This is a genomic window from Microbacterium sp. (genome assembly GCF_040394595.1).
Classification (GTDB): Bacteria; Actinomycetota; Actinomycetes; order Actinomycetales; family Microbacteriaceae; genus Microbacterium.
Genome location: NZ_JBEBSA010000003.1, coordinates 44,415 through 63,478, shown reverse-complemented (window position 1 = coordinate 63,478; position 19,064 = coordinate 44,415). Strand labels below are relative to the sequence as shown.

General features: G+C 70.0%; 17 protein-coding genes. 4 read left to right on the top strand and 13 right to left on the bottom strand.

Features of this window, described 5'->3' with window-relative positions:
• Positions 1-14 precede the first annotated feature (14 nt).
• The gene (locus tag ABWO84_RS05430; protein ID WP_353113337.1) at positions 15-701 is read left to right on the top strand and encodes a trimeric intracellular cation channel family protein; all 687 of its coding nucleotides are present in this window, start codon (positions 15-17) and stop codon (positions 699-701) included.
• A gap of 57 nt (positions 702-758) precedes the next feature.
• On the opposite strand, the gene leuA is transcribed toward ABWO84_RS05430, so the two are convergent.
• On the bottom strand, positions 759-2,519 hold the full coding sequence (leuA, locus tag ABWO84_RS05425; protein WP_353113335.1) for a 2-isopropylmalate synthase: 1,761 nt from the start codon (positions 2,517-2,519) through the stop codon (positions 759-761).
• 166 nt (positions 2,520-2,685) lie between these two features.
• Entirely contained in the window at positions 2,686-3,627 is a 942-nt protein-coding gene (locus ABWO84_RS05420; protein WP_353113333.1) for a quinone oxidoreductase family protein, read from the bottom strand.
• 80 nt (positions 3,628-3,707) lie between these two features.
• Between ABWO84_RS05420 and ABWO84_RS05415 the strand changes: the two genes are divergently transcribed.
• Positions 3,708-5,501 carry a DUF2207 domain-containing protein gene (locus tag ABWO84_RS05415; RefSeq protein ID WP_353113331.1) on the top strand — a complete coding sequence of 598 codons (1,794 nt, stop codon included), beginning with the start codon at positions 3,708-3,710 and terminating at the stop codon, positions 5,499-5,501.
• 10 nt (positions 5,502-5,511) lie between these two features.
• On the opposite strand, the gene era is transcribed toward ABWO84_RS05415, so the two are convergent.
• Genes era through hrcA form a run of 8 tightly spaced genes read right to left on the bottom strand, consistent with a single transcriptional unit; the run spans position 5,512 to position 12,525 of the window.
• A complete protein-coding gene (gene era / locus ABWO84_RS05410) occupies positions 5,512-6,420 on the bottom strand; it encodes a GTPase Era (protein ID WP_353113329.1) in 909 nt (302 codons plus the stop codon).
• Positions 6,413-7,690 carry a hemolysin family protein gene (locus ABWO84_RS05405; RefSeq protein WP_353113327.1) on the bottom strand — a complete coding sequence of 426 codons (1,278 nt, stop codon included), beginning with the start codon at positions 7,688-7,690 and terminating at the stop codon, positions 6,413-6,415. The genes era and ABWO84_RS05405 overlap by 8 nt, the downstream gene beginning before the upstream one ends.
• Complete coding sequence (gene ybeY, locus ABWO84_RS05400; RefSeq protein ID WP_353113325.1) at positions 7,687-8,145, bottom strand: rRNA maturation RNase YbeY; 459 nt, start codon at positions 8,143-8,145, stop codon at positions 7,687-7,689. Before ybeY ends, ABWO84_RS05405 begins: the two co-directional genes overlap by 4 nt.
• Positions 8,142-9,161 carry a PhoH family protein gene (locus ABWO84_RS05395; protein WP_353113762.1) on the bottom strand — a complete coding sequence of 340 codons (1,020 nt, stop codon included), beginning with the start codon at positions 9,159-9,161 and terminating at the stop codon, positions 8,142-8,144. Before ABWO84_RS05395 ends, ybeY begins: the two co-directional genes overlap by 4 nt.
• 49 nt (positions 9,162-9,210) lie before the next feature.
• Positions 9,211-9,558, bottom strand: coding sequence for an HIT domain-containing protein (locus ABWO84_RS05390; protein WP_353113323.1), 348 nt, complete (start codon positions 9,556-9,558; stop codon positions 9,211-9,213).
• Between the two features lie 52 nt (positions 9,559-9,610).
• On the bottom strand, positions 9,611-10,339 hold the full coding sequence (locus tag ABWO84_RS05385; RefSeq protein WP_353113321.1) for a 16S rRNA (uracil(1498)-N(3))-methyltransferase: 729 nt from the start codon (positions 10,337-10,339) through the stop codon (positions 9,611-9,613).
• A gap of 11 nt (positions 10,340-10,350) precedes the next feature.
• Positions 10,351-11,457, bottom strand: a complete 1,107-nt coding sequence (gene dnaJ, locus ABWO84_RS05380) for a molecular chaperone DnaJ (protein WP_353113761.1) — start codon at positions 11,455-11,457, stop codon at positions 10,351-10,353.
• 36 nt (positions 11,458-11,493) lie between these two features.
• A complete protein-coding gene (hrcA, locus tag ABWO84_RS05375) occupies positions 11,494-12,525 on the bottom strand; it encodes a heat-inducible transcriptional repressor HrcA (RefSeq protein WP_353113319.1) in 1,032 nt (343 codons plus the stop codon).
• Between the two features lie 112 nt (positions 12,526-12,637).
• Between hrcA and ABWO84_RS05370 the strand changes: the two genes are divergently transcribed.
• On the top strand, positions 12,638-14,053 hold the full coding sequence (locus tag ABWO84_RS05370) for a carboxylesterase/lipase family protein (RefSeq protein ID WP_353113317.1): 1,416 nt from the start codon (positions 12,638-12,640) through the stop codon (positions 14,051-14,053).
• 9 nt (positions 14,054-14,062) lie between these two features.
• On the opposite strand, the gene hemW is transcribed toward ABWO84_RS05370, so the two are convergent.
• The 3 genes from hemW to lepA are packed head-to-tail and all read right to left on the bottom strand — an operon-like array spanning position 14,063 to position 17,841.
• A complete protein-coding gene (hemW, locus tag ABWO84_RS05365) occupies positions 14,063-15,283 on the bottom strand; it encodes a radical SAM family heme chaperone HemW (RefSeq protein WP_353113315.1) in 1,221 nt (406 codons plus the stop codon).
• Positions 15,283-15,939 carry a DUF1990 domain-containing protein gene (locus tag ABWO84_RS05360; RefSeq protein WP_353113313.1) on the bottom strand — a complete coding sequence of 219 codons (657 nt, stop codon included), beginning with the start codon at positions 15,937-15,939 and terminating at the stop codon, positions 15,283-15,285. Before ABWO84_RS05360 ends, hemW begins: the two co-directional genes overlap by 1 nt.
• Positions 15,940-15,987: 48 nt before the next feature.
• The gene (gene lepA, locus ABWO84_RS05355) at positions 15,988-17,841 is read right to left on the bottom strand and encodes a translation elongation factor 4 (protein ID WP_353113311.1); all 1,854 of its coding nucleotides are present in this window, start codon (positions 17,839-17,841) and stop codon (positions 15,988-15,990) included.
• Between the two features lie 238 nt (positions 17,842-18,079).
• On the opposite strand from lepA, the gene ABWO84_RS05350 reads away from it, so the two are divergent.
• Complete coding sequence (locus ABWO84_RS05350; protein WP_353113309.1) at positions 18,080-19,063, top strand: ABC transporter permease; 984 nt, start codon at positions 18,080-18,082, stop codon at positions 19,061-19,063.
• Position 19,064 lies beyond the last annotated feature (1 nt).

The following is a 19,064-nucleotide window of genomic DNA, read 5'->3' as shown; positions in this document are numbered from 1 at the left end:
ACGACAATGGAGTGGTGACCGAACCGCTCTTCACCATCCCGCTGTGGGCCGACCTCCTCGGTGTCGGCCTCGGAGGCATCCAGGGCGCGATGTTCGCATCCGGCTTCCAGGGGCAGCGCCGCCTGGATCTTCTCGGCGTCGCGATCATCGGCATCATGATCGGGATGGGCGGCGGACTCATCCGCGACATCCTCATCGGCCAGCCCCCGGCGACCCTGCAAGTCAACTGGTACCTGCTCACCGCGACCGGCGCGGCCCTGCTCGGAATGCTCCTCGCGGGGATCTTCAACCGCCTGAACACGGTCATCGTCGTGCTCGACGCGGTGGTGATCGGGATGTTCGGCGCCTTCGGCACGAGCAAGGCCATCGCCTTCGGCATCCCCGCGGTCCCCGCCGTGTTCATCGGCGTGTGCGCGGCCGTCGGCGGCGGTGTGCTGCGCGACGTGCTGATGGGCCTCCCGGTCTCGATCATGCACGTCGGCTCGCTCTACGCCGTGGCCGCCGGCGCGGGATGCGCCTTCATCGTCGTCGCGAACCTCTTCGGCATGAACATCGTCCTCGCGGCGGTGATCGGCATCGCGGTCACCGCCGTCATCCGGGTGCTCGCCGTGCTGTTCGACGTGTCGCTCCCCGAGCAGCGCCGTCTCTACCGCCGCAAGGTGGCGGCCGAGACCGGCGTGATCACCCTCCCCGGCCGTTGAGCGAGCGCGGCGGAGCAGAACGCCGTCGCCCGCTCGACGACCATACGACCTCCGGGCTCAGCCGGCGGTGAGCACGAGCTCCTCCGCCCGGGAGCGGATCGAGCGGTTCACGCAGGACACGATCGCCTTCAGGCTCGCGGTGGAGATGTCCCCGTCGATCCCGACACCCCACAGCCGCGTCTCGTCGACCTGCAGTTCGACGTACGAGGCGGCCTGCGCGTCTCCGCCCGACGAGAGCGTGTGCTCGACGTAGTCGTAGAGCGAGATCTCGAAGCCGCGCTCCCTCAGCACCTCGATGAACGCGGCGATCGGGCCGTTGCCCCGACCGGAGGCGGCGAGGCGCTCCTCGCCGTCGCGCAGCGTCACGTCCAGCGTGACCTCTCCGGACATGTCGCTGCGGGTCTGCGTGCCCAGGAGCTCGAAGCGGCCCCACTTGTCGTCGGCGTCGTCGGCCGGGAGGTACTCGTCGGTGAAGATCGACCAGATCTGGTCGCTCGTCACCTCGCCGCCCTCGGCGTCGGTCTTGGCCTGCACCACACCGGAGAACTCGATCTGCAGCTTCCGGGGCAGGTCGAGGGCGTGATCGGTCTTCAGCAGGTAGGCGACGCCGCCCTTGCCCGACTGCGAGTTCACGCGGATGACCGCCTCGTACGAGCGGCCCAGGTCCTTCGGGTCGACGGGCAGGTAGGGCACCGCCCACTCGATCTCGTCGACCGTGACCCCTTCCGCCGCGGCGCGGGCCTCCATCGCCTCGAAGCCCTTCTTGATCGCGTCCTGGTGCGATCCGCTGAACGCGGTGAACACCAGGTCGCCGGCCCACGGACTGCGCTCGGGGACGGGCAGCTGATTGCAGTACTCGACCGTGCGCTTGACCTGATCGATGTCGCTGAAGTCGATCTGCGGGTCGATGCCCTGCGTGAACATGTTGATGCCCAGCGCGACGAGGTCGACGTTTCCGGTGCGCTCGCCGTTTCCGAACAGGCAGCCCTCGATGCGGTCCGCGCCGGCCAGATAGCCGAGCTCCGCGGCCGCGACCGCCGTGCCGCGATCGTTGTGGGGGTGCAGCGAGAGGATCACGTTCTCGCGGTGCGCCAGATGCCGGTGCATCCACTCGATCGAATCGGCGTAGACGTTCGGGGAGGCCATCTCCACCGTCGCCGGCAGATTGATGATCACCTTGCGATCGGGAGTGGGCTCGAGGACCTCGATGACCGCGTTGCAGACGTCGACCGCGTACTCCAGCTCGGTCCCCGTGTAGCTCTCCGGCGAGTACTCGTAGTAGACCTCGGTGCCGGGGATCCGCTTCTCGAACTCCCGGCACAGGCGCGCGCCCTCCAGGGCGATCTGCTTGACTCCCTCCCGGTCGGAGCGGAACACGACTTCGCGCTGCAGCACGCTGGTCGAGTTGTAGAAGTGCACGATCGCCTGCTTCGCACCCGCGATCGCCTCATAGGTGCGCTCGATCAGGTGCTCCCGGCACTGCGTCAGCACCTGGATCGTCACGTCGTCGGGGATGAGGTTCTCCTCGATCAGCTGACGCACGAAGTCGAAGTCCGTCTGGCTGGCGGAGGGGAATCCGACCTCGATCTCCTTGTAGCCCATGCTCACGAGCAGCTCGAACATCACCCTCTTGCGCTCGGGCGACATCGGGTCGATGAGGGCCTGGTTGCCGTCGCGCAGGTCGACGGCGCACCAGCGGGGCGCCTGGGTGATGCGCTTCGAGGGCCAGGTGCGATCGGGGAGGTCGACGCGGATCTGCTCGTGGAACGGCCGGTACTTGTGGATCGGCATCGCGGAGGGGCGCTGGGAGTTCTTCATGGGATCGTCTCTTCTTCTTCGTGACAAAAGTGCTCAGGCCAACACGAGCGCCGCGACGAGAGAGGCCCGATGATCAGGACTCGTCGCGGCAGCTAAGAAGAAGCAGACCGCCCAGAGGCATGGCTCGATCGTAGCACCACGTTTGGCATGATGCTCAGCGGGCGGCTCAGGGCAGCAGCGCGATCTTCCCACCGGGGTGTCCCTCGGCGAGGAATCGGGTCGCCTCGATCGCCTCGGCGAGCGGATAGGTCCGGGCGATCGGCACCACCAGCCCTCCGGACCCCGCGAGGTCGACGAGCTCCTGTCGCACCGCGTCGCGGAACCTGGTGCTCTCCGGCATCGTCCCGGCGATGGCGCGGAACCCGTCGTGCGCGGCACGCGCCGCCGCCGCGATCGTCACGATCCTCGACCGGTCGGCGACGAACTCGAGGGAGACGTCCACGGCTTCGGCGGTGCCCGCGGCATCGAGCGCGGCGGCGATCCGCCCCTCGTCGCCGAGCACGTCCCGGATGCGATCGGAGAGCCCGGCCCCGTAGACGACCGGCACGCCGCCGAAGCGGCGGACCTCGGCCGACCGGGCGTCGCTCGCGGTGCCGATCACGCGGATGCCGCGCCGCGCCGCCTGCTGCAGCACGCTCACCCCGACCGCGCCGGACGCGCCGTGCAGCAGGATCGTCTCGCCCTCCGCCGCACCGGTGACCGCGAGCATCTCCGCCGCGGTCGTGCCCGCGAGCAGCAGGTTCGCCGCTTCCGGATGCGGGAGGCCCGCAGGCTTGTGGAAGACCTTCTCCGCCGGCACCGTGACCTCGGTCGCGTACCCGCCGCGCACGCGGAAGGCCAGCACCTCGTCGCCGATCGACGCGGAGCCCGAGCCGATCTCGGTGCCCGGCCCGATCGCCGTCAGCTCCCCGGACACCTCGTATCCGATGGGAACCGGCAGGGCGGCCCCCGGCCGCTCTGCGGCGACGTGCTTCGCATCCGCGGGATTGACGCCCGCCGCCCGCACGCGGATCGTCACCTCGCCGGCGGCCGGAGCCGGGGGCTCGTACTCCTCGAAGACCCAGTGCTCGTAGGAGCCCCAGTCGTCCGCGATCCAGTGCCAGGCCATCGGAGCCCCTCCCCGTCCGCGATCGTGCCACGCGGGCTCCTCCCACGATAAGCCTCGTCGGCTGGGTTAGCCTGACTGCGATGCGCGCACGAAACCGACACACGCTTCTCGCCGTCCTCGGCGCCCTCGCCGCGCTCGCCGCGATCGCGCTCCCCTCCGCTGCGCTCGCCTCCGCCCGCGCCGGCGTCGACGACTTCTCCTACGGCTCCTGGGACTCGGTGTTCGATGTCACCCTCGACGGAGAGGGTCGTGCGGCGATGACGGCGAAGGAGACGCTCGTCGCGGACTTCCCCCAGACCGACCAGAATCGCGGCATCGTCCGAGGTCTCGCGGAGAAGTACGGAGGCGCCCCGCTCTTCCCCTCCGTCACCTCGGTCACCGACGGCAAGGGCGGGGCGGTCCCCTATGAGACCGACTCGAACGACGGCGTGCTGTTCCTCTCGCTCGGCGACGACACCTACCGCCACGGCCCGACCACCTATGTCATCGACTACACGATGCGCGACGTGATCCACCAGCCCGTGAACGCCGACATCGACGAGTTCTACTGGGACCTCCTCCCCCTCGACAGCACGCAGGCGATCGGACGCTTCCACGCCCTCATCCGCTTCGACGACGCCCTGACCGGAGCGATGCTCGGCGCACCGTCCTGCTACCAGGGCGAGGAGGGCTCGCGCGACGCCTGCACCATCACGAAGACCGACGCCGGATACGAAGTGTCGGCGACGGACGTCCCGGCGAAGTCCGGCGTGACCGTGTCCTTCCCCTTCGCCAAGGGCACCGTCGTCCCGTCGCCGGCCCTCCAGCCGGATGCGCTCACCGATCTCGTCCCCTATGCCGTCACCGGCGGGGGCCTGCTCGCCGCCGGCGGCGGCCTGCTGGCGCTCCGGATGCTCCGGCGGCGGCATCGCGCCCAGGGTCGCGGTGTGATCGTCGCACAGTACGACGTGCCCGCCGACCTGCCCCCGCTGCTCGCCGCGGAGGTGCTCGACGCGCTGGCGGTCAAGCGCAAGGCCACCCCCGCCGAGATCGTGCACCTGGGCGTGCGAGGGACACTGCGCATCGAGGACGGCGAGGAGAAGCCGGTGCTCGCCCTCGTGGATCCGTCCATCGCCCCCGATCCCCTCGACGCCGCGACCGTGAAGGCGCTCTTCCCCGTCCTCGAGGCCGGAGCGAGCGTGGACCTCTCCGAGCCGGACGACGAGCTGGCCACGCGCCTGGCGGCGCTCCCCCGTTCCGCCCGCGACGCGGCCGTCGAGCGAGGACTCATCGAGAGGAAACGCTCGGTCGCCGGTCTCGTCCTCGGTATCGTCGGGATCCTCGTCGTGATCGCCGCCGCCGTTCTGGCCTTCGGGGGTGTGGTCGTCGAACGCCCCGCGGCGATCGTCGCCTTCGTGCTCAGCCTGATCGCCGGCGCGTTCGTCATCGTGATCGCCGTGCGGCTCATGCTGAGGACCGTCGTCGTCACGCGCCGGGGCGCCGAGACCTGGGAGTACCTGCAGGGCGTGCGGGAGTACATCCGCCTGGCCGAGGCGGACCGCATCCGCATGCTGCAGTCGTACCGCGGAGCCGAACGACGCAGCGACGGAGCCGTCGACGTGATCGTGCTCTATGAACGACTGCTGCCCTACGCCATGCTGTTCGGCCTCGAGAAGGAATGGGGCGAAGTGCTCTCGGTCACCTATGAGCGCAGCGGTTCGACCCCAGGCTGGTACACCGGCTACGCGGTCGGCTCCCTGGGCTCGTCGCTGTCGAGCATGGGCTCATCGCTCAGCGCGACACCCGTCGCCACCTCGTCGTCCTCCTCCAGCGGATCCTTCGGCGGAGGGTTCTCCGGGGGCGGAGGCGGCGGAGGGTTCTCCGGCGGGCGCTGAGCCCACCGGATCAGAACCCGAGCCGGCCCAGCTGCTTCGGGTCGCGCTGCCACTCCTTGGCGACCCGCACGTGCAGCCCGAGGAAGACACGGGTGCCGATCAGCGGCTCGATGCCCGCGCGCGCCGTCGCACCCACGTCGCGCAGGCGTGCGCCCTTGCGTCCGATGATGATGGCCTTCTGGCTGTCTCGCTCCACCACGATCGACGCGTGCACGTCTGTGAGGTCGCTGTCCTCGCGCCTCGCGATGTCGTCGACGACCACCGCGATCGAGTGCGGCAGCTCGTCGCGGACGCCCTCCAGCGCCGCCTCCCGGATGATCTCGGCGATGCGGTCCTCCAGGGACTCGTCCGTGACGACCCCCTCCTCGTAGAGGGCGGGCCCCTCGGGCATGAGGGAGAGCACCTCGTCGGCGAGCACGTCAAGCTGATCGCGCGTGATCGACGAGAGCGGGATGACCGCCGCCCAGTCCTCCCGCAGCGAGTCCACCTCCATCAGGCGCTCGACGACGTCGTCCTTGTCCGCCGCGTCCGTCTTGGTGACGATCGCGATCTTCTTCGCACGCGGATACCCGTCGAGGGAGGCCGCGATGCGCCGATCGCCCGGGCCGACCTTCTCGGTCGCCGGAACGCAGAAGCCGATGACGTCGACATCTCCGAGCACCTGTTCGACCAGATCGTTGAGACGTTCGCCCAGCAGCGTGCGCGGCTTGTGGATGCCGGGGGTGTCGACGATCACGAGCTGCCCGTCCGGGCGGTTCACGATCCCCCGGATCGCCCGCCGGGTGGTCTGCGGCTTCGCGCTGGTGATCGCGATCTTCTCACCGACCAGGGCATTCGTCAGCGTGGACTTCCCGACGTTCGGACGCCCCACGAAGGTGACGAATCCGCTGCGCATCCCGCCGTCCCGTGCCTCACTCATGTGCTTCAGCCTCCCCTGTCTCCGGTGCCCGTTCCACGAACACCGTCGCGATTCCCCGTCCGCGGCCGCGCGATGCCCCGCCGGTGAGGACGAGCCCCTCCACCGTGGCCGTCACCCCCGGTTGCGGGACCTGCCCGAGCGCCTTGCCCAGCAGGCCGCCGATCGAGTCCACGTCCTCGTCGTCCAGCTCTCGGCCGAACAGATCGCCGACGTCCTCCAGGGACAGACGCGAGCTCACGCGGTAGCGGCCGTCTCCGAGGTCGACGATCTCCGCCGGACCGCGGTCGTACTCGTCGGCGATCTCCCCCACCAGTTCCTCGATGAGGTCCTCGAGCGTGACCAGCCCCGAGATGCCGCCGTGCTCGTCGATCACCAGGCAGACGTGCACGGCATCGCGCTTCATCTGCTGCAACAGCGTCTCGGCCCGCATCGACTCCGGCACGAACGTCGCGGGGCGTGCGATCGGCCGCACCGGGGCGCCGCGCCAGGCACTCTCATCCCGGTAGGCGAACTGCACGAGGTCCTTGAGGTACAGCACGCCGAGCACGTCGTCGGCGTCGTCGTCGACCACGGGCATGCGCGAGACGCCGCTGCGGAGGAACAGCTCCATGGCCTCAGCGGTGGTCGCGCTGGCGTCGACAGCGACCATCTCGGTGCGGGGCACCATCACCGCGCGCACGAACTGATCGGTGAAGTCGAACACCGAGTGGATGAGGTCGCGGTCGTCCTCCTCGATCAGGTCGTTCGACGCGGCCTCGTCGACCATGCTCAGCAGCTGCTCCTCGGAGGCGAAAGTGCTGCGCCCGCCTCCCGGGGTCACTCGCCGGCCGAGACCGACGAGCCCCTGCGCGAGCGGGCCGAGGATGATGCGGACGCCACGGATCACCGGCGCCCAGAAGCGCAGCAGGCCGTCGGCGTGATGGCGCCCGAACGAGCGCGGGCTCGCGCCGACCAGCACGAAGGTGATGCCCGTCATCAGCACCGCCGCGGCGAGCATGGCCCACCAGTCCGACGGGAGCAGCTGCACCAGGGCGACGGTGACCAGCACCGCCGCCGTGGTCTCCGAGAGCACGCGCATGAACGCGACGGCGTTGACGTGCGTATCAGGGTCCGCGGCGATGCGGCGCAGGGGCTCCACGTTGCGGCCCTCCGACGCCATCTCGTCGAGATCGCTCTGCGAGCTGACCGCGAAGGCCGCGTCGACGGCGGCCATGAGTCCCCCGAAGGCGACCAGCAGAACGGCCGCGGCGAGCAGCAGCGCAGCGATCATCGTCGGCGTTCGGCGGCGGCGAAGCCCCGGATCAGCTCCCGCTGCAGGCCGAACATCTCACGCTCCTCGTCGGGCTCTGCGTGGTCGAAGCCCAGCAGGTGCAGCAGTCCGTGCGTAGTGAGGAGGATGAGCTCGTCCATCGTCGAGTGCCCGGCGGCCTGCGCCTGGGTCTCGGCCACCTGCGGGCACAGCACGATGTCACCGAGCAGACCGGGAGGCGTGGGACGGTCCTCCGTGCCCGGGCGCAGCTCGTCCATCGGGAAGCTGAGCACGTCGGTCGGGCCCGGCTCGTCCATCCACTGCACGTGCAGCGACTCCATCGCGCCCTCGTCGACCAGCACGATCGCCACCTCGGCGTCGGCGCTGACGTGCAGCTGCACGAGGTTGAACGCGGTCAGCCGCTGCAGCACGGTCTCGTCGACCTCGATGGCCGACTCGTTGTTGATCTCGATCATGACAGTCCTCGCTTCGGCATCCGGTCCTTCGGCCGCAGCCCTTGACGCCGTTCGGCGCGGTTCACGAACTCGTGCGCCTGCTCGCGCTCGGCGCGCGCGGCTGTACGCTGCTCGTCGTACTCGCTGTAGGCGTCGACGATCCTGCCCACCAGCGAGTGCCGCACCACGTCGTCGCTCGTGAGCCGGCTGAAGTGGATGTCGTCGATGTCCTTCAGCACCCGTGTCACCAGCCGCAGCCCGGACGCCCCCTGCGGCAGGTCGATCTGGGTGATGTCGCCCGTGACCACCATCCTGGTGCCGAAGCCCAGACGGGTGAGGAACATCTTCATCTGCTCCGGCGTCGTGTTCTGCGCCTCGTCGAGCACGACGAACGAGTCGTTCAGCGTCCGCCCGCGCATGTAGGCGAGCGGGGCGACCTCGATCGTCCCCGTCGCCATCAGGCGCGGCACGATCTCGGGGTCCATCATCTCGTTCAGGGCGTCGTAGAGCGGGCGCAGATACGGGTCGATCTTGTCCGTCAGCGTGCCGGGCAGGAACCCCAGACGCTCCCCCGCCTCGACGGCGGGACGGGTGAGGATGATCCGTTCGACCTCTTTGCGCTGCAGGGCCTGGACGGCCTTAGCCATCGCCAGATACGTCTTCCCCGTTCCGGCGGGACCGATGCCGAACACGATCGTGTTCTCCTCGATCGCGTCGACGTACTCCTTCTGCCCGAGCGTCTTCGGGCGGATCACCTTCCCGCGGGTGGAGAGGATGGCCTCGCCGAGAACCTCGCTCGGACGCGGCCCCTCGTCGCTGCGGAGGATGCGGGCGGAGCGCTCGACATCGCCGGGCGCCAGATGGTGCCCGGCCTTCGTCATCGCGATCAGCTCGTCGACGAGCGACTTCGCGGCCGCGACGTCCGCCGCCGCGCCGGTCAGCGTGATCTCGTTCCCCCGCACCAGCACCTCGACGCCCGGATGCTGTTTCTCCAGCATCCGCAGCAGGCGGTCCTGCGGGCCGAGCAGCTGCACCATCGCGACGCCGTCGACGTAGACGCGCTCGGTGATCGATCCCTGCGATTCGTCAGAAGCCAACGAGCTTGTTCTCCTCGATGTCGCCGAGCACGTGCGCGTGGACGTGGAAGACCGACTGCGCAGCACTCGCTCCGTTGTTGAAGATGAGTCGGTACTCGCCGTTCGCATGATCGACGGCGATCTGCTTCGCCATCGCGACGACCTCGGCGAGCAGCGCCGGGTCGCCGGCGGCGAGCTCGGTGACGTCGCGGTACTGCTCGGTCTTCGGGATCACGAGCACGTGCAGCGGGGCCTGCGGGTTGATGTCGCGGATCGCGAAGACGCGCTCCGTCTCCGCGACGATCTCCCCGGGGATCTCCCCGTTCAGGATGCGGGTGAAGATGGAGGGTTCCGTCATGCTCATCAGTCTAGTGATCACGTCCGCCGCGGGCCTCGGAGGGAGGCGGCGTTCACCAGCGTCCGAGGATGCCCGACAGCACCGCGATCGCGGCGGGACCGGCCGTCGACGTGCGCAGCACCGTGTCGCCGAGGCGCACGCGCTCGGCGCCGGCCTCCACCAGCCGGGCGATCTCCTCCGGGGCGAACCCGCCCTCCGGCCCGACGACGAGCACGAGATCGCGGGAGTCCGCCGTCAGCTCGGTGAGACGGGTCTCCGCAGACGGGTCGAGGAGCAGCATCCGCGCCGTCGCCGCCCGTCTCGCCAGCTGTCCGGTCGTCTCGACCCCGGCGACCTCGGGGACCCAGGCCCGGTGCGCCTGCTTGGCGGCCTCCCGGACGATCGACGCCCAGCGCTCCCTGCCCTTCGCCGCCTTCGCGCCCTCCCAGCGGGAGACACTGCGTGCGGCCTGCCAGGGAACGACCTCGTCCACGCCCAGTTCGCACGCGGCCTGGACGGCGAGCTCGTCGCGATCGCCCTTCGCGAGCGCCTGGGCGAGCAGCATCCGCACCTCGGGGCGCGCATGCACGACGCGCTTCAGGATGCGCACCCGCACCTCGGCGGCGGAGACGTCGCTCGCCTCGCCTTCCAGCCAGACGCCCGCACCGTCGCCGATCGTGATGGTCTCGCCCACGCGCACCCGGCGCACGACGGCGGCGTGCTTGGCTTCGGCCCCGGTGAGCACGACGGTCTCGCCCTCACGCGCGTGGGTGGTGGTCGGACTGACGAAGTGGAGAGCCATCGCCGTGCCGATCAGTGACCGCGGAAGCGGTCGCGGAGCTTCGAGAAGAGCCCCTGCTGGAACTGCGTCAGCTTCGGCCCCGGTGCCTTCGCGCGCTTCGCGAAGTCCTCGATGAGCGTCCGCTGGGCCGAGTCGAGCTTGGTCGGGGTGACCACCTGCACGCCGACCCGGAGGTCGCCGCGCTGGCTTCCGCGCAGCGGGGTGATCCCGCGGCCGGCGATCGTCAGCACGTCGCCGGACTGCACACCGGGGCGGATCTCCAGGTCGACGGCGCCGTCGAGCCCGTCGATCGTGGTGCTGGCGCCGAGGATCGCGTCGGTCATCGATACCTCGAGGGTCGCGAGCAGATCGTCGCCGTCGCGGCTGAACGCCGCATGGGGCGCCACCGTCACCTCCACGTAGAGGTCGCCGTTCGGACCGCCGGCCCTGCCGACCTCGCCCGACCCGGGGAGCTGCAGCCGCAGCCCCGTCTCGACCCCCGCGGGGATGTCGAGCGACACCGTCCGGCGGGAGCGCACCCGCCCCTGGCCCGCGCAGGCTGCGCAGGGGTAGGGGATGGTGGTGCCGTAGCCCTCGCACGCCCCGCAGGGCTGGGTCGTCACGACGTTGCCGAGCAGGCTGCGCACCTGGCGCTGCACGTGCCCCGAGCCGCCGCACACGTCGCAGGTCACCGGCGACGTGCCCTCCTGACAGCAGGAGCCCTTGCAGGTCTCGCAGAGCACCGCGGTGTCGACCTCGATGTCGCGATGCGCGCCGAAGACGACGTCGCCGAGGTCGAGCGTGACCCGCACCAGCGCGTCCTGTCCGCGTTCCCGGCGCGACCGCGGACGCGCGTTGCGCGCCCCGCCCGCCGCGCCGAAGAACGTCTCGAAGATGTCGCCGAACCCTCCGAAACCGCCGAACCCGCCGTTCTCGTCGCCGCCCATGTCGTAGCGGCGCCGGGACTCCTCGTCGCTGAGCACGTCGTAGGCGTGCGTGACGAGCTTGAAGCGCTCGGCCGCGTCCTCGCCCGGATTCACATCCGGGTGCAGCTGCCGCGCCAGTCGGCGATAGGCCTTCTTGATCTCGTCCTGTGAGGCGTCGCGAGACACCCCGAGGACCTCGTAGTGGTCGGCCACAGTCACCTTTCCGTGTGCGTTCGTGCGCGGACGGCCTCAGCGGCCCGCGTCGTCCTCTTCGAGCATCCGCGAGAGGTAGCGGGCCACGGCCCGCGCCGCTGCGAGGTTGCTCGGGTAGTCCATGCGCGTCGGGCCCATGATGCCGACGCGCGCCGTGCCGCCGGGAGCGACGTAGTCGCTCGCGACGATCGACGCCTCGCCGAGGCCGAACGGCGCGTTCTCATTGCCGATGCTCGCCGCGAGACCGTGCTCGTCGACGACCATCTCGCTCATCAGCCGCAGCAGCGTCACCTGTTCCTCGATCGCCTCGAGCAGCGGATGGATGCTGCCGCGGAAGTCCTGTTCCCGTCGAGCCAGGGTCGCGGCGCCCGCCATCACGAGCTTCTCCTGACGGAACTCCTCGAGCTCCTCCCCGATCACCACGGCGAGGGCCGCCAGCGCGGGGTCCTGCCGCACCCCGACCGGTTCGTGCAGCGCGCGCACGCGGTCGAGCGCTTCCGCGACCGACCGCGCGACGATGAGCGCGGAGAGCCGCGCGCGCAGCACGGCCACGTCTCCCTCGTCCACGTCGACGGGAAGCCCGGCGATGCGCTGAGAGACTCCGCCCGCGTCGGTGACGAGCACGACCAGCAGACGGTTCGACGCGATCGCGACCAGCTCGATGTGCGTGATGCTGGCGCGGGCGAACGACGGGTACTGCGCGAGCGCGACCTGCCCGGTGAGCTGGGTGAGCACGCGCACGGTGCGGGCCATCAGGTCGTCGAGATCGGCGGGATCGGCGAGGAAGGTCTCGATCGCGGAGCGCTGTGCGGTCGACAGCGGGCGCACCTGAGCGAGGTGGTTCACGAAGACGCGGTAGCCCTTGTCGGTCGGCACGCGGCCGGACGACGTGTGCGGGGCCGCGATCAGCTCCTCGTCCTCCAGCTGCGCCATGTCGTTGCGGATCGTCGCCGCGGACACCCCGAAGGCGTGCCGCTCGACGATCGACCTGCTGCCGACCGGCTCGTGCGTGGCGACGTAGTCCTGCACGATCGCACGGAGCACCTGGAGCCCTCGTTCCGAGACCATGACGCTCCCTTCGATCTGGCACTCACCTGTACTGAGTGCCAATTCTACTCGCGGCCCGCGCGGATCGCCCTCAGGCGACCCTCGTCGCGTCGCACACCCTACGATGACCGGTATGGACAGGTCACCGCGGATCACGACCGGCTCGGGCATCGTCGAAGGCTCCGCCGATGGCGGCATCCGTCGTTTCCTCGGCATCCCGTACGCCGCTCCGCCGTTCGGCGGCGACAGGTTCCGCGAACCGCAGCCGGTGCGCCCCTGGGACGGGGTGCGCCCGGCGTCCGCGTTCGGGCCGACCGCACCCCAGGTGCCGTACGGCGCCGCGATCGGCGCGCTCCTCGGGCACGTCATCATCGACGGCGAGGACATCCTCACCGCGAACATCTGGACGCCCGAGAACGCCGCGGACGCCCCCGTCGTGCTGTGGATCCATGGCGGAGCCCTGGAGCGCGGTGCGGCGGCGCTCCCCGGGTACGACGGCTCCTCCTTCGCCCGTGACGGCATCGTCTTCGTATCGGTCAACTACCGTCTCGGCGCCGAGGGATTCTCCGTGCTCGACGGCGCGCCCCGCAACCTCGGCCTGCGCGACGTCGTCGCTGCGCTCGAGTGGACCAGACGAGAGATCTCCGCGTTCGGCGGCGATCCCGCGCGCATCACCGTCATGGGCGAGTCCGCCGGCGGCGCCCTGGTGGCCGCACTGCTCGCCCGCGACGACACGCGCCCGATGATCGCGCGGGCGATCATCCAGTCGGGCCCGCTGAACGCGCAGGACGCGAAGAAGGGGGGACGCGTCACGGCGCAGACCGCGAAGCTGCTCGGCGTCGCAACGGACCGCGACTCCTTCGCCGCCCTGACGCCGGCACAGCTGCTCGACGCCCGCGCCCGGCAGTCGGCGGGATCCTCCCCGCTCGGCGGCGCACCCGGATACCAGCTGGTGATCGATCCCGACTCCCTGCCGCGTTCGCCCCACGAGGTGCTCGGCGAGGTCGGCACTCCGCTGATCATCGGGACGAACACCGACGAGTACCGCCTCTGGTTCGCGCCGGAAGCCCTCGCCGCCATCCGTCCGCTCACGCTCCTCCTCGCCCGGCTCGCCCTGCACATCCCCGGTCGGGCGGTACGCGCCTATCGCGAGGACGAGCCGGGCGCCTCGACCGGTGAGGTCTTCGGACGGCTCGCGACCGACGTGATGCTGCGCTCCCCCGCGACCCGTGTCGCGGCCGGCCGTTCGGCGCCGGCCCACGTCTACGAGTTCGCCTGGCACAGCCCGGTGCGGGATCTCCGGGCCGCCCACGCGGTCGAGCTCGGATTCGTGTTCGACACGCTCGGCGACGGCGGCTGGGAGACGCTCGTCGGCGATCAACCGCCCTCCGCACTGGCGCAGGAGATGCACGCCGCCTGGTCGGCGTTCATCCGGGACGGCGACCCCGGCTGGCCCGTCTACGGCTCGGAACGGCTCACCCGGGTGTTCGACCTGACGAGCACCACGGTGCCGCAGCGGAGGACGGAGGGACTGGACCTGCTCCCCTGACGGGGCGTCTCAGTCGGTCAGGGCGCGCACGACGGCGTCCGCGAGCAGCCGCCCCTGCAGCGTCAACCGCAGGCGCCTCTCCCGCAGCGCCGAGGCCCCGTCGACGAGGCCGTCGGCGATGAGCCCCGCGACGACGTCCCTGTTGTCGACGGGCAGGTCGTCGAGGGCGATGCCCTCCGAGAGCCGGCTGCGCAGGAGCACCTGCTCGAGCACCCGCGCCTGCTCATCGGGGCGCTCACGACCCGCTGCCGGAGACTCCCCCGCCGCCAGACGCTGCGCATAGGCGGCCGGGTGCTTCACGTTCCACCAGCGGAGGCCCGCCACGTGACTGTGCGCGCCCGGTCCGAAGCCCCACCAGTCCGATCCCCGCCAGTACGCGAGGTTGTGCCGCGATCGGTGCTCCTCGCCGCGCGCCCAGTTGCTGACCTCGTACCACCCGTAGCCCGCGGCCGCGAGCCTCTCGTCCGCGAGCTCGTACATGTCGGCCTGGAGATCGTCGTCCGGCCCGGGCACCTCGCCGCGGCGGATCTGGCGGGCGAGCTTGGTGCCGTCCTCGATGATCAGCGCATATGCGGAGATGTGATCCGGTTCGAGCGCGAGGGCGGCGTCGAGGGAGGCCTCCCAGTCGGCGAGCGACTCGCCGGGGGCACCGTAGATCAGGTCGACGCTCACATCCAATCCGGCCCCGCGCGCCGCGCCGACCGCGGTGCGCACGTTCTCCGGCCGGTGCGTGCGGTCCAGAGCGGCCAGGACGTGCGGGACCGCCGACTGCATGCCGATCGAGAAGCGCGTCACCCCGGCGCGCGCCAGGTCGTCCGCGACCTCTGCGGTCACGGTGTCGGGGTTCGCCTCGACGGTCACCTCCGCGCCGTCGACGATCCCGAACGCCGCGACGGTCTCGGCGAGCATGCGCGCCAGGTCGCCGGCCGGCAGCAGCGTCGGCGTCCCTCCCCCGAAGAACACGGTGTGCAGCGGGCGGACGCCCCCCGCCGCCGTCAGCACCTCACGGGCGAGACCGACCTCCGCGGTCAGCGTGGACGCGTAGTCCTCTTGTCGCGCTCCGCGCAGCTCCGTGGCGGTGTAGGTGTTGAAGTCGCAGTACCCGCACCGCACCCGGCAGAAGGGCACGTGGAGGTAGGCGGAGAACGGCGTCGCGGGATCGACGGCCAGGTCAGCGGGGAGACGGCCGTCCGCGGGCGCGGGGTCGCCGAGCGGCAGCGGTCCCGCCATCAGATCGGGGTCGCGTACAGCGGGGAGATCGCGCGCAGGTAGCGGGCGAACAGCTCTTTGCGACGCGCCTTCACCAGCGCGGGGATCGTGCGGTACAGCATCGCCACCGGGGCGTCGAAGGCACGCACGGTGAACCAGACCTCGTCGTTGTCCTCGCGCCACTCCAGGTCGAACGACTCCTCGCCGCTCACGACGGAGTCGCCGACCGTGCCCAGGACGAAGCCGATCCGCCGGGGCTGCTCGGTGACGGCGATGACGCGCAGCTCGGCGTCGACGCTGAGCAGGCCTTTCACCCTGCCGTGCACGCGCAGGGTCATCCCCGCTCCCGCGTACGGCGTCCCCTCGGCGTCGAAACGCTGCTCCTGCTCGTGCTTTCCCGGGGCCACGGCGTTGCCCTCGGCATCGAAGCTGACACCGGCATAGCTCGGGCCCGCCGCCGGGCGCACATCCTCCAGGGACAGACCCGCCGCGCGCTGGGCAGTCCACGAGAGCAGGGCGTCGCCCGCAGTGCGGAAGCGGTCCTCCCCGCTGCCGATCCGCCACGACTCCTCGGCGGGGAGGCTCCGCTCCGGTGGATACTGCATCAGGTCGGGCGCATGAGTCGCCCCGACCGCGGCATAGTCCACCGTGCCTTCTCGGAATGTCCCGCGACGCATGGCGTCAAGCCTACGGGACCCGCCTGGACGGGTCCTGCGCGGCTCGCCCTACTTCTTGTCCTTGCCCTCGACATCTCCCGACAGCGCGGCGATGAACGCCTCCTGGGGGACCTCGACACGTCCGACCATCTTCATGCGCTTCTTCCCCTCCTTCTGCTTCTCGAGGAGCTTGCGCTTGCGGGTGATGTCGCCGCCGTAGCACTTGGCGAGCACGTCCTTGCGGATCGCCCGGATCGTCTCGCGCGCGATGATCCTCGCGCCGATCGCCGCCTGGATCGGCACCTCGAACTGCTGGCGCGGGATCAGCTTGCGCAGCCGCTCGGCCATCATCGTGCCGTAGGCGTAGGCCTTGTCACGATGCACGATCGAACTGAAGGCGTCGACCTTCTCACCCTGGAGGAGGATGTCCACCTTCACCAGGTCGGCCTCCTGCGAGCCGTTGGGCTCGTAGTCCAGCGACGCATACCCCTGGGTCTTCGACTTGAGCTGGTCGAAGAAGTCGAAGACGATCTCGCCGAGCGGGATGTTGTACCGCAGCTCGACGCGCTCCTCCGAGAAGTACTCCATTCCCAGGAGGGAGCCGCGGCGCGACTGACAGAGCTCCATCACCGTGCCGACGTAGTCCTTCGGCAGCAGGATGGCCGCCTTGACCATCGGCTCCGACACCGACCCGATGCGCCCGTCCGGGTACTCGCTGGGGTTGGTGACCGTGACGGTCTCGCCGGTGTCCGAGGTCAGCACCTCGTAGATCACGCTCGGGGCGGTGGTGATGAGGTCGAGACCGAACTCGCGGGACAGGCGCTCGGTGATGATCTCGAGGTGCAGCAGCCCGAGGAAGCCGCAGCGGAAGCCGAAGCCCAGCGCGACCGAGGTCTCCGGCTCGTACTGCAGCGACGCGTCGGACAGCTTCAGCTTGTCGAGGGCCTCGCGCAGCTCCGCGTAGTCGCTGCCGTCGATCGGGTAGATGCCGGAGAACACCATCGGCTTCGGATCCGTGTACCCGGCGAGGGCCTCCGTCGCGGGCTTCCGCGCGGTGGTCACGGTGTCACCGACCTTGGACTGGCGCACGTCCTTCACGCCGGTGATGAGGTAGCCGACCTCGCCGACGCCGAGGCCCTTGGTGGGGGTCGGCTCCGGGCTCGACACGCCGATCTCGAGCAGCTCGTGCGTGGCGCCGGTCGACATCATCTGGATCCGCTCGCGCGGGGAGAGGCTGCCGTCGACCATCCGGACGTAGGTGACCACGCCGCGATACGCGTCGTAGACCGAGTCGAAGATCATCGCGCGGGCCGGGGCATCCGCCGCGCCGGTCGGCGCCGGGATCTCCTGCACCAGCCGGTCGAGCAGGTCTTCGACGCCGGCTCCGGTCTTCCCCGAGACGCGCAGCACGTCCTCGGGGCGTCCGCCGATGAGGTCGGCCAGCTCCTTCGCGTACTTCTCCGGCTCGGCCGCCGGGAGGTCGATCTTGTTCAGCACCGGGATGATCGTCAGATCGTTCTCGAGCGCGAGGTAGAGGTTCGCCAGCGTCTGCGCCTCGATGCCCTGCGCCGCGTCGACGAGCAGGATCGCGCCCTCGCACGCCGCGAGCGAGCGGGAGACCTCATAGGTGAAGTCGACGTGCCCGGGGGTGTCGATCATGTTGAGGGCGAACGTCTCGCCCTCGATCTGCCAGGGCATGCGGACCGCCTGGCTCTTGATCGTGATGCCGCGCTCGCGCTCGATGTCCATCCGATCGAGGTACTGGGCGCGCATGTCGCGATCGGCGACGACGCCGGTGATCTGCAGCATGCGGTCGGCGAGCGTCGACTTGCCGTGGTCGATGTGGGCGATGATGCAGAAGTTGCGGATCTGCGCAGGCGGCGTCGAGGCCGGCTGAAGCGGGGTGAGGGCACGAGGTGACATGTCCGCTCGATTCTACGGGGAGCGGACGGGATACCCGATTCCGGAAAGGTCGGTGATAGTCTCGCCCAGTTGCCCCGGGGGCTCCGGTGAGACCGGATGCCACGAAGGGGAAGACTCCGTAACAGCCCGCACTCGTCGAGTTGCTTCGCATCACTGGTCGGATGATGCTTGAATGAATCCGACTCAGCGCTGCGTCGGCAGATCCCGTGCGCGCCTGTAAAGAGAAAGAATCATCACCTTGATCAAGTATCTCGTGCGCCGGACAATCGGCTGGCTGCTCATGATCGTGGTCGCGACCAACCTGACGTACTTCCTGGCCTGGGGCTTCCTCGATCCCCGCAGCAACTACGTGGGCAGGAAGCCGCCGCTCTCCCCCGAGCAGATCGACCATCTCCTCGCGCCGCGCAACCTCAGCGACACCACCCCTCTCCTCGAGCGCTGGTGGAACTGGTTCAGCGGCATCATCCTCCGGTGGGACTGGGGGGTGAGCCCCACCGGCGCGTCGGTGAACAGCGAGGTCGCCTACCGCATGTGGGTGAGCGCGGAGCTCGTGTTCGGCGCCACGGTGATCATGACGGTGCTCGGCATCTGGCTCGGCGTCTACACCGCCTCGCGCCAGTACAAGCTCGCCGACCGCATCGGCCAGGCGACGTCGATCATCACGATGAACATCAACATCATCGTCGCGGCGCTCGGCGTGGTGCTGCTCGCGATCAACTTCAACCAGTGGGTCGGCACCCGCGTCTTCTTCGTGACCGGATCGGCCAGCAAGGACGTCGAAGGCTTCTTCCCGGTGTTGATAGACGCCCTGCAGCATCTCATCCTCCCGACCGTCGCCCTGGTGATCATCGGCTATGCGCAGCTGCACTTCCTGCAGCGCTCGCTGCTGCTGGACAACATCAAGGCCGACTACGTGCGCACCGCACGGGCGAAGGGCCTCACCAAGGAGCAGGCGATCCGCAAGCACGCGCTGCGCACCTCGCTCATCCCGGTCGCCGCGCAGGTGGCCTTCACGATTCCGACGGTCTTCACCGGCGCCGTCCTCACCGAGCGCATCTTCGCGTGGCACGGCATGGGCAGCTACTTCCTGGAGACCATCAACGCCAACGACATCCACGGAGTCGTCGCCACCGCCGCCTTCGGATCGGTGCTGACGGCGATCGGCGCACTGCTCGCCGACGTCTCCGTCGTGATCCTCGACCCGCGAGTGAGGGTGAGCTGAA